14 protein-coding genes and 1 tRNA gene are annotated in these 13,674 nt (G+C 41.2%); 4 read left to right on the forward strand and 11 right to left on the reverse strand.

Going from position 1 to position 13,674, the window contains the following annotated elements; genetic code table 11:
• Positions 1-54: 54 nt before the first annotated feature.
• From KQI91_RS01450 to KQI91_RS01490, 9 genes are all read right to left on the reverse strand, one after another.
• Entirely contained in the window at positions 55-771 is a 717-nt protein-coding gene (locus KQI91_RS01450; RefSeq protein WP_216391104.1) for a hypothetical protein, read from the reverse strand.
• Positions 764-2,146 carry an AAA family ATPase gene (locus tag KQI91_RS01455; RefSeq protein WP_216391105.1) on the reverse strand — a complete coding sequence of 461 codons (1,383 nt, stop codon included), beginning with the start codon at positions 2,144-2,146 and terminating at the stop codon, positions 764-766. The genes KQI91_RS01450 and KQI91_RS01455 overlap by 8 nt, the downstream gene beginning before the upstream one ends.
• A 204-nt stretch (positions 2,147-2,350) precedes the next feature.
• Entirely contained in the window at positions 2,351-3,331 is a 981-nt protein-coding gene (locus tag KQI91_RS01460; protein WP_216391106.1) for a M28 family metallopeptidase, read from the reverse strand.
• Positions 3,332-3,360: 29 nt separating this feature from the next.
• Positions 3,361-3,897, reverse strand: a complete 537-nt coding sequence (locus KQI91_RS01465) for a hypothetical protein (protein WP_216391107.1) — start codon at positions 3,895-3,897, stop codon at positions 3,361-3,363.
• A 21-nt stretch (positions 3,898-3,918) separates the two neighbouring features.
• Positions 3,919-5,100 carry a DUF4179 domain-containing protein gene (locus KQI91_RS01470; protein ID WP_216391108.1) on the reverse strand — a complete coding sequence of 394 codons (1,182 nt, stop codon included), beginning with the start codon at positions 5,098-5,100 and terminating at the stop codon, positions 3,919-3,921.
• A complete protein-coding gene (locus KQI91_RS01475; RefSeq protein ID WP_216391109.1) occupies positions 5,097-5,654 on the reverse strand; it encodes an RNA polymerase sigma factor in 558 nt (185 codons plus the stop codon). Before KQI91_RS01475 ends, KQI91_RS01470 begins: the two co-directional genes overlap by 4 nt.
• Before the next feature lie 218 nt (positions 5,655-5,872).
• Positions 5,873-6,943, reverse strand: coding sequence for a replication initiator protein A (locus KQI91_RS01480; protein WP_216391110.1), 1,071 nt, complete (start codon positions 6,941-6,943; stop codon positions 5,873-5,875).
• 136 nt (positions 6,944-7,079) lie between these two features.
• Positions 7,080-7,412 (reverse strand): hypothetical protein, encoded by a 333-nt coding sequence (locus tag KQI91_RS01485; RefSeq protein WP_216391111.1) that lies wholly within the window; start codon positions 7,410-7,412, stop codon positions 7,080-7,082.
• 172 nt (positions 7,413-7,584) lie between these two features.
• The gene (locus KQI91_RS01490; protein WP_182279050.1) at positions 7,585-7,752 is read right to left on the reverse strand and encodes a hypothetical protein; all 168 of its coding nucleotides are present in this window, start codon (positions 7,750-7,752) and stop codon (positions 7,585-7,587) included.
• Between the two features lie 165 nt (positions 7,753-7,917).
• On the opposite strand from KQI91_RS01490, the gene KQI91_RS01495 reads away from it, so the two are divergent.
• On the forward strand, positions 7,918-9,201 hold the full coding sequence (locus tag KQI91_RS01495) for a site-specific integrase (RefSeq protein WP_216391112.1): 1,284 nt from the start codon (positions 7,918-7,920) through the stop codon (positions 9,199-9,201).
• A 112-nt stretch (positions 9,202-9,313) separates the two neighbouring features.
• Here KQI91_RS01495 and KQI91_RS01500 read toward each other — a convergent pair.
• Both KQI91_RS01500 and KQI91_RS01505 read right to left on the reverse strand, forming a co-directional pair.
• Positions 9,314-9,387 (reverse strand) — tRNA-Arg (locus tag KQI91_RS01500).
• 125 nt (positions 9,388-9,512) lie between these two features.
• A complete protein-coding gene (locus tag KQI91_RS01505) occupies positions 9,513-10,400 on the reverse strand; it encodes a LysR family transcriptional regulator (RefSeq protein WP_216391113.1) in 888 nt (295 codons plus the stop codon).
• 454 nt (positions 10,401-10,854) lie between these two features.
• Here KQI91_RS01505 and KQI91_RS01510 point away from each other — a divergent pair, with 454 nt between their 5' ends.
• From KQI91_RS01510 to sdaAA, 3 genes are read left to right on the forward strand one after another with little or no spacing between them, the layout of a single operon-like run.
• A complete protein-coding gene (locus KQI91_RS01510; RefSeq protein ID WP_216391114.1) occupies positions 10,855-12,081 on the forward strand; it encodes a dicarboxylate/amino acid:cation symporter in 1,227 nt (408 codons plus the stop codon).
• 1 nt (position 12,082) lies between these two features.
• Positions 12,083-12,751 carry an L-serine ammonia-lyase, iron-sulfur-dependent subunit beta gene (sdaAB, locus tag KQI91_RS01515; RefSeq protein WP_022215221.1) on the forward strand — a complete coding sequence of 223 codons (669 nt, stop codon included), beginning with the start codon at positions 12,083-12,085 and terminating at the stop codon, positions 12,749-12,751.
• Between the two features lie 18 nt (positions 12,752-12,769).
• Complete coding sequence (gene sdaAA, locus KQI91_RS01520; RefSeq protein ID WP_216391115.1) at positions 12,770-13,639, forward strand: L-serine ammonia-lyase, iron-sulfur-dependent, subunit alpha; 870 nt, start codon at positions 12,770-12,772, stop codon at positions 13,637-13,639.
• Positions 13,640-13,674: the final 35 nt, after the last annotated feature.

The following is a 13,674-nucleotide window of genomic DNA, read 5'->3' on the forward strand; positions in this document are numbered from 1 at the left end:
TAATACCGGGATCCATTCGGATCCCGGCCATTTCACACAAATTAATTTGCTCTATCAGCCCTCTGTGCTTTCTTTTTCTAATCCAATCCCCAGCTGTTCAAAAAAGACAGCCACATTACAATACCGATTCAGGGAATGGTTTCCATCCATGATAAATTCCCATGTATCTTTATAAGTACCGCATACATGGAACCCTTCGTCATACAGATATTCCAGAAACTTTTCCGGCTGGTCTGTATATTGATCAGCAATGTCAAATGCCAGCTCTTCCTTTTCATCATCGGTCAGATCTTCCGCTCTGTCATGTAGCACATGTTCCATATTTCTGGAAAAATAGTAAATCTCATAAGGAAAACCTGCCACCGTTTCCCGGTTATACAAAGAATATACAATATTTCTCTTACTTATATTTCTACGTATCAATCGATCCTTATCCTTCGCCTCAATATGCGTATCAAAATATTCTGTTTTTCTATTTCTAGATTGTTTGACTAATGAAGTTGGAATAAAAGCTCCATCTGTGTCGATAATCTGGACCACTTTAATGATATCCTCAGCTACCACGAATGGATTTTTAAGCAGATATTTTTGAATCACTTTATCAATCCGTTCTTCAATATATTTTACTGTCATATCTTCATCTGCAGTGATGTCTGTACGAAGCACTTCAAATTTTATATCATGATCGTTTACCAGTCTCGTAAATATCACAGCCAGTGCGTCTTCATCTGTTTCCCCTTCTACAAGAAACAGAATAACTTTTTTAGCCATTTGCACGTATCCTTCCTGCCCGCCTCATAGCAAGCTCCATCTCATATATATTTGTTTCATTGTAGAGCTTTTCTTTTTGCCCGCCAAGCTTGATCGTCCGCAAATAAGATAACCGGGTATTTTGCGTATTTTTGATATACGTAGATTTTATATAGCAATTCTCGGGATTCACAGTCGTATAAAGCAGAGAATCATTTTCAAGGATTTCCAATGGGCGTAAGTTATGTGACGTAAAAATCAATTGTCCCTTCGCTTTATCCTGCATAACTTCCAGGCATTCTCCCAGTAAATACTCATAAATACCAGAATCCAGCTCGTCTACCACAAGGCAATAAGACTCCCTGTTATAGCAGGCAACTAAATTACTGCAAATAGAGATCAGCTTCTTTATTCCTGCGGATTCATACAAAAGCGGAATCCGGTTCTCTCCACGCATGGCAATGATTTCAAACTGCACTCCGTCTTTTCCATCCTTCAGCAGTTTATCAAACGCATTATAAATTTCTATGTTGATCTCAGGTATTAATGATTTCATTACAATGTTGATCTGCTTGATCGTATTTGCTACATAAGGAAAAACTTCTTTTGGCACCACATTTATATCTGTAAAGCGTAAGAAGATGCCTTCGCCTTTTTTGGGTATCGTGTCCGGCCAGTCAATATTAACTGGCATATTTTCCAGATTTAAGGATAAATAACCGTATTGTGCGTTTTCAACAACAGCAAGATCATAAATTCCATATTTCTGAAAACACTGGCTCAGTAGAGAAAGCAATGCAGCCTCACCCTCGGCTTTTTCAAAGACTTCCTGTGCTTTTCTTGAAAATAAAAAGGAACTTACCTCTGGAACGCCCTTTTCCTCATTATAGTTCTGTGTTGCCTGTTCTGCGACTCCAAGTGCAATAACATTCTGGATATCCTTAGAAAAACGCTCATACAATTTCAACGGACGAAAAAGCTCTTTCCTGCCTTTTTGGTAATCAAAAACAGGTGTGATACGTTTTCCTTCGGACATTTCTCTCTGGCTGAATTTTTCTTTGCTGATGCAGAAGCTCTTCTTACCGTTTTTCTGCAGTTCAATTTCATATTCTACCAGATAGCATTTTTCTTCGATTTTCAGCTCAAAGCGATACTTTACAGTGGAGGTATCACTTGCTTCATTTATATAGTAATAAAAATTCGACGGGATCTGACGTCCGGAAAGAAGATATTTCAGCAATACCATACAGTCCACAACCACTGTTTTTCCAGATCCATTGGCTCCATAGATTCCTAAGATACTTCCTTTTTTGTTTTGGGGCATTTCAATTTCACCGTGTATTACGTTTTTTATGTTATTGATTTCCATTCCCAAAAGTCGGATAACATATTTCATCAACATATCTCCTTTCAGCTCCGTTTCTTATATTCAGTATAGCTTATTATATCCCTAAAATCAATTCTTATCCTATTTTTGTTAATTATTTTAACATTATTTAATTTATTTTTTCATTTAGAGCTGATTATTACTTATAAAAACTATATGTCGCTTTTTTTATCTGAAACATTGTAAAACATTATTCTGCCCCTAACATTAGTTTTACCCGATAGTTGGAAGCACTTCCATAACCTGATCAATCACTTCCACAATCCTCTGCATATCCATATTCTCTTTTACATCAGAACTGTCATTTACGTCCAATCCCTCCTGCCAGTCCTGGACAATGGAAACTGCCGGAATATCCACTAATGCAAATGGATAATGATCACTGTTGGTTGCCATTGTCAGGTAGAATCTGTCACTGGATGTAAAAAGATCTGATATACTGTTTTTATTTAACTCGGCCAGTTTTTTCAGTCCCTCATCGTCATACTCTATGTCATCTGGTCGTTTGTTTCCTTCGATCATCGCCATATAACCCAGATCACTTTTTTCTGCGATAGTGTCAATATTTATTACTCCGATGATCTGCTTCCGCTCGTCTTCCGTCAGATTTCCAACATACCATCTTGAACCCAGCATATATTTTTCTTCACCGGAAAACAGGATGAATTTTATATTGTATGGCATCTCTGTATCTTTCAAAATCCTTGCCAGTTCCAGCACTGCTGCCATTCCAGAACCGTTATCATTGGCCCCTACCGAATCTTCTGCACTGTCATAATGGGCACTTATGATTAGATTTTTTGTAGTATCATTGGATGACTTTTTTGTCACAATGATGTTTTCGCCAGTGCCATCAACAGTTACATTTTCAGCTGTTGGTGCCAGAAATACATCTGCCTGTGAGGAATGCCGTATTGCGTTCTCATTGTTTTCATCGTTATATTCAAACTTCTGGCATTCTATATTGTCATATCCCAGATCACTGAAATATTGGATGATATATTCCTTTACATTCTGGATCGCATCAGAATTTATCGGATGGGGTTCAGAAGTGATCTCATCAATGATCTGCTCAATATTCTGTTCTGATGGCTGTATTTCTGCTTCAGTCTGTATAACACTCTCCGCCATTACCGGAACTGGTGTTGCTACAGATATTGCCATAGTCAAAGCAAATATAATTATCTTTTTCATCTGTGCGCTCCTTCCCATTGATTGATAGCTTAAGCTTCTATTTTCTCATTGGCATATTTCAGTAATTCATTATCCAAACTGTCAACTTCCAGATAAAAAATATCCTCTTTAAGCAGTGTTGCAGTTTCATAAATGCAGGCAGTTTCCATATCCACACAGTTCAATTCGATTTTTTCATTGTTATACGATTCTACATAACCAGTGAGTAATTCATCTGGTTTAGTACTGCAGGAAACCGTAATTATTTTCTTATTCTCCATCGCATATTCCAGTAACTCAAGCAATGTTGGATGATTCTTAAATGGATTTAAAGGTACATCTTCTCGTTCTTTCCAGTATTCTAAATATAACTGCATTTTTCTTAAATACTGTGTATTTGATTTTACCTCGCTGATATAGCTGCTTTTTATAAAATGTAACCCATCATTCTTTCCCTGTGCATCATAAGACCTGAACAGAATACTGTCCTTGCTTTTTGACAAAATTCTGCCAACGCTGAAGCTATCTTCACGGTCACTATAAATTTCTAACAATTCATCATTGATTTTATATGTATCGAAGTTCATATTGTCATCTCCTTCTTACTTTCACCTGATATTGATCCGTATCTTCTTTCCAACAGCTTTCCATGCAGAGTCATCTGCTGCATCGTAGACTTTTCCTTCTTCGGCATAAGTATCATCATCTAAATCATATGTTTCAGTAACGCTGCTTTCCATTATATCATCGGATTTCAGATAAAGCTGTAATTCCAGATATTCGCTGTCAGGATCGGGAATTTCCGGTCTTTCATCATCTCCTGCATTTCCATATGTTCTCCAGAAATCTGTCTTAAATTTCCAGTTGCGACTGATGGCTTCTGTCTCTGCATCATCCTTCAGTTCATACCGCACTTTGTTTCCTTTACTGTCCGTTCCACGCAACTCAACTTCATACTTCTGGAACAATTTTTCCGGTACATCTGCGGAGATGCTGCTCTGTAACTTGTTCAGAAAAATATCTTTCAGTGTCACCGTGCCTTCTTCTGTCTCGACAGAAATATTTTCCAGTTCTTTATTTGTTGTCTGCTTCAGGATTTTCTCACGCGAAATATTGAAATCAAATGTAAATTCTGCTAATGATTTTTCCCAGTCATCATAGTCAAACGCATTGAGTACAAGATGTACTTCTGAATTTTCTCCGAGATCTGTCGGTGCATGAAAGCGATACTCCTGTACACGGTCATATTCCTCTTCATCTCTGTCGGCATCTGCGTCTAATAAATCATCCACAGAATAAGGAGAATATTCCGCATTCATATATTCATCAAGCTTCTGTCCGTTTATTGTTGTTTTGTCCATATCAAGTGTAATTCCCGTATTCTTAAAGGATAAAATGCTCACAGATTTTCCCTGCTGATTTTCTTTAGGAGCATCAATTTCTGCATGCACCCTGAACAGCAAAACACCTTCATCCAGAACAACTTCTTTTATATTTGCAGTGATTCCCTGATCAGTCTGGGACATGTTTAAAGCTTCCGTATAGGATTCAATTTCTTTTTGAAAGCCCAGTGTTTCTCCTATGGATAGAGCAAGATTTTTGATCGCAGCCTGCACTTTTGGATTTGCTAAAACAGTTGAAATCAGTGCCAGGATCACACAAGCAGCTACCAGTTTATTCCAGAATGATGGCGCCCAGGCTTTTTTCTTCCCTTTCCATTCTCCCTCTGCCTCGCTGATATATTTCGGATCAATATTGCCAAATTCTTTTGAAAAATCAAATTTTTTCATAAGCGTTTCCCTTCCTTTTTTAAGACCTTCAACAGCTTCTTTCTGCTCCGGTACAGATTCATTTTCACACTTCCGACAGACATGGCATGTCTTTTAGAAATGTCCGCAACAGAATCAAAGAACCAGTACCTTCTCACAAAAATATCTCTGTCCTCTGCATTCATTTTTCCAAGGAAAGCATTGATGATCTCCAGCAGTTCTTTTTCCGCCAGCTGATCTTCAATGGTATAGGTAACACTCAGTTGATCCATTTCGCCTAAAACATCTGTCATATGTACATCCGGTCGCCTGTCGGCATATTTTTTACGCAGGCGGTCAATGCTTAAGTTCCTCGTAATCCTTCCACAAAAATGTGATAACACAGAAGGTTTCTTCGGCGGAATCAACGACCAGACCGAAAACCAGGTATCGTTCAGGCATTCTTCTGAATCTTCTTTATTTGTAAGCAGATTCCAGGCAATCTTGTAACAGTAAGGATGATATTTGTCGCTTAGTGCTTTGATTGCATGCTCATCTCGCATTTCAAATAAAGATATGATCTCATTGTCTTTCATTTACGGGTTGTCCTCCAAAATTTTGTATTCTGATATCAAATTCTGTCGTTTTTCATAAAGTACCTCTCGAAAGGAAATTTCCTACTCATACTATATATCGTAAAAAATCATGAATGGTAACAAAAAAATTAAAAATTCTTTTAAAATCAGAAAAAGTCCATCACTTGAGGGCATTGCTCTTGATAAATGAATTTAACCAAACACCAAGCATACAGCTTTTATCGCGTCCACGGCAGCAGTTCCTCATCCTCCTGCCCTTTGTCAGATACTTCGGGCTCATCTGCAAAATTTCCTGCACCCATGTCATGATTTACCTGCGCCATATAATAACTGTCAATCGTATCAACTGCCCGGAGCATGCATACCAACAAATAGTTATAAATATTTGAAATATCCGGGCGCCACTTACGTAATTGCTCCACCACATACATGATATGGTCTTTGGTGATCAACAACAGTTTCTTCTTCACATAAGCATATGGATACTCGACACCATTGATTCTGATAGGCTTACCTGGCCAACAAAACAGCTTTGCAATTATAGCTACCATCGCATTAATGTACGCTACTTCATTCTTCTGGCATTCTCTGACAGCATATTCATATTCGATTTGCTGCTTGACTAATTGTTCGTAGCGGGTATATGTATCATCATCCTCTGTCAGGGCAGAGCCCTTGATAGAGTGATGATTACTATTATCCTGATTACTTTTATCCGTTTTAATATTATAAGTCTTAATATTATCATTATTAGTTGTGTCTGCTTTTCCGATTTCCTGACATCTGTTTTTACTACCCTCTGTGATATGAATTTCCGCGTTCATGACCTCTGTTTTTTCCACCTCCTGAAGTCGATTAAATCGATCTCCGGAAGTCGCATTTTCCGATGCAGCAGCTTCCTTTTTGTCTACATCATCTTTCTGTACCACAATATCTTTCACGTAAATTTTGTCTGGCTTACAAAGGCCTCTACTCACCCTTTCAATCAATCCGATACCCTTCTCGCTATCCAACTCTGCCAGTAACTTCGATGCCTTGTCTTTTCCGCATTTTAAAATTTCACATACCTGTTTTACAGTATAAATGATATACACTCTCCCGTCTGGATCTATCCACTTATTTTTGCTGGACAAAGAAACGCGATCCAGCATAAAACTGTACAGGTATTTTGCATCTGTCGATAAATCTTCAAAGATACTGCTTTCAAACAGGATTTTAGGGATACGATAATAGATATTTGGTTCTGTTTTATCTGATTTAATAAATTCAAAACTGATATTTTCTTTCATTGCGATATCGGCTCCTTTGTTTGTTTCTTTAAATATGTGATTTCTGGAGACCGGATAGCAAAAATAAGTCCTTAAAATACAAAAAGGCCATATTTTGCCTGATTTTTGCAAAATATAGCCTGATTTAAAACTTATATTAATTATTTCTTGATGGATCTGTCGTTACTCCAAAATCCACCTTGTCAGAATCCGCTGAAAGTGCCCTGGCATTTTCTTTCTGAAGTTTAGTGTCATATTCTGCCAGTTCACTGACTGCCTTCTTAATTGCATTATCCACCACTTCTATATAATCCAATAAGATGGCACTGCACTTGAAAATTTCACGACTCTCGAAATCATATTCAAATGCATTTTTTGCCCGCTGAGTTTTCTCACTTGCCTTATTGGAAATCTGTGTGGCAAGATATCTCATCTTGTCGAGCTGGATGGTCGTTTCATCCAGTTCCGTAATCAAAAGATCAATCTCCATATGATCGACTCCTTTTTCACATAATCGACTGTCAGATTTTTTCTCCGACAGCAGTTTATAAGTTGCCAGGAGTGTCCCTGCGGTGCTATAATCAGATTTAGCTGCAGGGTAACTCCTGTGGCAGACCCAATAAACCAGTTCACGTTCTTACCAGGGCCGTTGGACTGGTTTTCTATTTCTTCGGCAGATACTCATCTAATGCCTTTCTCACAACTTCTGCTTTTGTCACATTTTTTTCTTCTGCATAATCCACAATACGTTCATGTAACTTAGCATCCACTCTGACTTTCAAGGCAAATTCTTTACGTGCATCTGTCGGTCTGCCAGTTCTTGGGGACACTGTATTTTCACCTCCAGACTTTTGTGTTCCATAAGTACATTATACACTTTTGTGCTCCAAAATTCAACTAAATTTACTACAAATCCATATATTTTAAAAGCGCCTTCCTTTTTCAGACACCCTGCATCTTAAAATCACATATTAAAGATAAAAAGGTGATGAACTATGCAGACTGAAGAAAAAAAATCAAGACTGGAAAATCTTTTTATCGATGGTACAATTGATGAGGAAACGGTAGCGGATATTGAAAAAATGCTAACCAGAAAAAAAGTAGAAAAACTTCACAAGTACACAATATTTTACAACGAGAAAAGAGATGCCTGGTACACTGCAAATCCGCAGGATTATAACAAGCGTATTCAACGGAAAACTTACGGTGAATTGTTGGATGCATTAAAGCCTTACTATATAGAATCCACTTCCATTTGCCTGCAGGATATTTTCGAAGAATGGCTGGATTACAAAAGAACCATCACTGACAGCCCTAACACTATCTGTGCCCATAGAAAACACTGGAGAAGATTTTTTGATGGAACGGATTTCTTTCAGATGCCTTTACAGGAAATAAAGGTCTCAGACATCAATTCCTGGGCCAACCAGCTGATCAAAAAATACAATTTATCCAGTCACACATGGCAGACAATAAAAACCATTCCAAAGCAAATGTTTGAGTATGCGAAAGACCATGGATATATTGCCAGTAACCCATTTCCGGAACTCAAGGTAACTGTTAAATTCCGTCAGGTGTCCAAGCCAACGAGTGAAACTCAGGTTTACAACACCGACGAATATCATAAAATCATTGAGGATCTCTGGAAATCGTACAACAAGAAACATGAGCCACGCTTCTTGTCCATCGTTTGTAATTTTCTGATGGGCTTGCGTGCCGGAGAATTGTGCGCCCTTCGCTGGCGAGATCTGAACATGGACAAGTGGGAAATATCAATTGTCCAGGAAATGGTACATATGGATGCTACAGAGCTGAGTAATCCTTATTATGATGTGTATAAGACTTCCGGACAAATTGTTATTCTTCCTGGTCAGGAAGACAGGAAAGGTGTGTATGTATTGCTCGATCATACCAAGACTCATACAGAACGTGTCATTCCAGTTGTCCATAAAGCTCAGGAGATTTTCCAATTATTAAGAGCAAATGCTCCTGATGCCAGACCTGATGACTTCATCTTCGGATATGGAAGCAAATACCTGAACCTGCGATCAATTAACAGTATGCTGGAATATGCCTGCAAACACATCTGCACTGATGTAAAGCGCAGTCACAAGCTGAGAAAGACTTATGCTAGTCGCCTGAATGCAGCCGGTCTTCCTCTTGATCAGATTCGTGCCTGCCTTGGCCACAGCAACACCGCAACAACATTAGGGTATATATACAATCCACTGACTCCGGAGGAAAGTCTGAGTATCATGGAAAAGGCATTTGCCAGCTGATTTCACCCGAATTTTCCTTGTCACAGGAAGTCACAGGTTCGAACTCAAATCAACAAGCACAAAAAAAGCCGGAAACCATTGATTTTTCAAGGTTTCCAGCCTTTCGTTGTAGCGTGCGTTAGAGGATTCGAACCCCCGACCTTTTGGTCCGTAGCCAAACGCTCTATCCAGCTGAGCTAAACGCACATCTTATTCATTTGTGAGTACTTGTCGCTCACAACAAAATGTATTCTACTGTATAATGTTCATTTTGTCAACACTTTTTTTGAAAAAAATTTATTTTTTTTATTTTTATATTTTGAAGGTGCATTTCAGGCATTTTCGGACTCGGTTATGAGGCGGATGAATTCGCTCATTTCACGGGTTTTGTACTTATTCTTATGGTAAAAGATCTGGCGGTACATGGAGATATCAATGTCGGTCACATCAAGCATGGCGATCCGTCCACTGCGGATATATTTCTCCACTGCAAAATATGGCAGGAACGAAAGTCCGTCATTTCGCTCCACCATCTTAATGATGAATTCGGTATCACTGATCTCCAGAACAGGATCAAGCGTTCGGTTCTCAAGCGCAAGGTGCTGGTCCAGTGCCTGCCTGTAGTTCGCATTTTTTTCCGTCAGAAAAAAAGGTTCTTCCAGGATATCCTGCAGCACCATTTCCTTCCTCCATGCAAATTCAGAATTTACAGATGCAATAAAAATGATCGGCTCTGCTGCCTCCATGACCTTGATCCACTCCTTATTCCAGCGCGGCGTATCCAGGATATAAATAAGATCCAATTCATTATGCTCCATCATACGGATCAGCTTCTCCGGTGAATTCAGCGTAATCTGTATATTCACCTTCGGATAAAGCGTATGAAACTGGCTCAGGATACGAGGAAACTTCGCCGTGCACAGAGATTCGATCGTACCAATATGAAGCGGATTCTCAAGCTCTCTGTCCTCATTCATCGCCATTATCGTCCTGTTCATTTCATAAAGGATACGGTTGGCATGCTCCAGGAAACGCTTCCCCTGCGGCGTAAGGCTGACCTTCTTACCCATACGGTCAAACAGCCTTGTGCCGAGTTCTTCCTCCAAAAGCCGGATCTGGACCGTGATGGCAGACTGTGAATATCCCATAGTCTCTGCTGATCTGGAAAAACTTCCAAGTCTTGCAACATGAACAAAAGACTGCACCTGACGGATCTCCATGACACCCTCCTCTTATTATGAAAAATTTGTTACTGTTCACTCCGTTCACAGCAACTTGGTCAAAATCCATTCCAAATCACCTACGGTGATGGGATTTTGCCCCATATGTCTCGGGATTTTGCCATTATTCATGGCAAAACACCTCGCGGGATACTACCTGTGAACAGTTATGAAAAATTTTCAACTATGTCATAAATACTATGAATTTGCTTCATTTATATGTTGATGATACAATACACTCACGAAGACGTCAATCGTATTTTTATGCAAAATCAACAAAACTTACTGTACACTCCGTTCACAGTAAGTTTGACAAAATGCATTCCAAATCACCTTCGGTGATAGCATTTTGCCCTGTGTGTCTCGGGATTTTGTCATATTCATGACAAAACACCTCGCAGGATACTATCCTATTGAGCAACACTAATAAACAACTTTGGAGGAAAATTACATAATGGAAAAGAAAAAATTCAAACTCGGGCTTGTACCGAAACTGATCATTGCCATCATCGTTGGTATCTTATTCGGACAGTTCCTTCCGGAAGGCTTCTGCCGCCTGGTCGTAACTTTATCAGGATTTTTCAGCACTTTCCTGAAATTCATCATCCCGCTCATGATCCTTGCTTACGTAACCATGGGTATTGCTGATCTTTCCCAGGGTGCCGGCAAACTGCTTCTGATCACCGTAGCTCTCGCTTACAGTTCCACCCTGATCGCAGGTTCCGCATCCTTCCTTGTATCATCCAGCCTGTTCCCTCACTTCATGAGCGAAGGCGCACTGGATCAGATCGCTGCAACTGCTGATGTGTCCCTGGCACCATATTTTTCAATCACGATCGAACCACTGCTTGAGACCCTGTCCGCTGTTGTACTTGCTTTCATCATGGGTCTTTGCCTCTCTTCCATGCGCGGCAAAGAAATCGGAAACAGCCTTTACAACGGAATGAGCGATTTTTCCAAGATCATCGACAAAGTGCTCCACAAGATCATCATCCCGCTGCTTCCACTTTATATCTGCGGAACTTTCACTGACATGACCAAATCCGGCAAAACTTTTGCGATCCTCGGAATCCTCTGGAAAGTTTTCCTTGTTGTTATCGCAATGCATCTGATCTGCATTTTTATCCAGTTCACGATCGCAGGTTCTGTCAGCAGGAAAAACCCTCTGACCCTTATAAAAAACCAGGTTCCGGGTTATACTACAGCTCTTGGAACCCAGTCCTCTGCTGCAACGATCCCGGTCAATCTGCAGTGTGCAGAAGCTGACGGCGTGTGCTCCCAGATCCGTAACTTCGTTGTACCGCTTTGTGCAAACATCCATATGGCAGGTTCCATGATCACGATCACCGCATGTGCAACTGCTGTCTGTCTGATGAATCAGCTTCCGATCAGTCTCGCAACTGTCATTCCGTTCATCATGACCCTCGGCATCGCAATGGTCGCTTCCCCGGGAGCTCCTGGCGGTTCCATCATGACTGCTCTTCCGTTCCTGTACATGGTATTCGGCGCAGAAGCCGGAGATCCGGAAGGTGCGATCTGTGCGATCATGGTTGCACTTTACATCACACAGGATTCCTTCGGAACAGCCTGCAACATTTCCGGTGACAACGCTATCGGCATCATCGTAGACACTATTTATAAGAAATTTATCTTAAAAACACCACAGCCACAGGAGAATTAAAATGTCTTTTATCAGCGTATTTGATGTAATGGGACCAAACATGATCGGTCCTTCCAGCTCCCACACAGCCGGGGCTGCCCGCATTGGTTTTCTCGCCCAGAAAATGATCAATGGTCCACTGAAAAAAGTTGAATTTACACTGTATGGATCTTTTTCCAGAACCTACAAAGGACATGGTACTGACCGCGCACTGCTCGGCGGTATTATGGGATTTTCCACAGACGATATGCGTATCCGCAACTCCTTTGAGATTGCAGAAAAAAAAGGACTCGAATTCACCTTTACGCCAAATGAGCTGGAAACAGATATCCATCCAAACACCGTTGACATCCATATGGTCAACGAAAGCGGTCAGGAAATGACCGTCCGCGGGGAATCTCTCGGAGGCGGCAAAGTCCGCATCGTAAGGATCAATTCCGTGCAGGTTGATTTCACGGGTGAATACAGTGCCGTGATCGTAACTCATCAGGACAAACCAGGCGTTGTGGCATACATCACCAAATGCCTCAGCGACCGAAACGTAAACATCGCTTTTATGCGTCTTTTCCGCGAATCCAAAGGCGAGATTGCCTATACGATCGTGGAATCTGACGGACGGCTCCCGGAGGATATCGGAGTCACGATCCGCCAGCACGAAAATATCCACGAAGTCATGATCGTGCAGATGTAAGGAAGGAGATTTTTTATCATGGATTTTAAAAATGCAAAAGAACTTCTGACGCTCTGCCAGGATCATCAGCTTCCGATCTCTGAGATCATGCGTCAGAGGGAGATCATTGTCGGTGAGACAACCGACGAGAGTGTAAATTCACGGATGGCACGTGTCCTTGAGATCATGAAAGATGCCGCTTTTTCCCCGGTCAAAACCCCTGTCAGATCTATGGGCGGACTGATCGGCGGTGAAGCACAGAAGCTTTCCAGGCATCTTGCTTCCGGTAAAGGGATCTGCGGAAATGTCCTGGAAAAAGCGATCACCTATGCAATGGCGACTCTGGAGACAAACGCCTCCATGGGACTGATCGTAGCCTCTCCTACTGCCGGCTCTGCCGGTATCGTTCCTGGACTCCTTCTGGCACTTCAGGAAGTTTATGATTTCTCTGACGAGGATATCCAGAAAGCACTTTTTAATGCCGGTGCAATCGGATATCTTGCCATGCGAAATGCAACAGTTGCCGGTGCTGTCGGCGGCTGCCAGGCAGAGACAGGTGTTGCTGCTGCCATGGCTGCTTCTGCCGCTACAGAGCTGATGGGCGGTACTCCGGCGCAGTGTACCTACGCCGCTTCTACCGTGCTCATGAACATGCTCGGACTCGTATGTGACCCGGTTGGCGGTCTGGTGGAATATCCGTGCCAGAACCGAAATGCTTCCGGTGTTGCGATCGCACTGGTCGCTGCGGAGATGTCCCTTGCAGGCATCACCCAGCTTATCCCTCTCGATGAAATGATCACGATCATGTTCACCGTAGGCAAAAAGCTTCCTGCGGAACTGAGAGAAACTGCACTTGGCGGCTGTGCAACTGCGCCGTCTGCATGCGAATCCTGCCATATGTGCGGGTGATATTTACTGATATTTATATAGGTAAAGCTTTATAC

Origin of the sequence: Blautia sp. MSJ-19 (assembly GCF_018918125.1) — a bacterium.
In the GTDB taxonomy this organism is placed as follows: domain Bacteria; phylum Bacillota; class Clostridia; order Lachnospirales; family Lachnospiraceae; genus Blautia_A.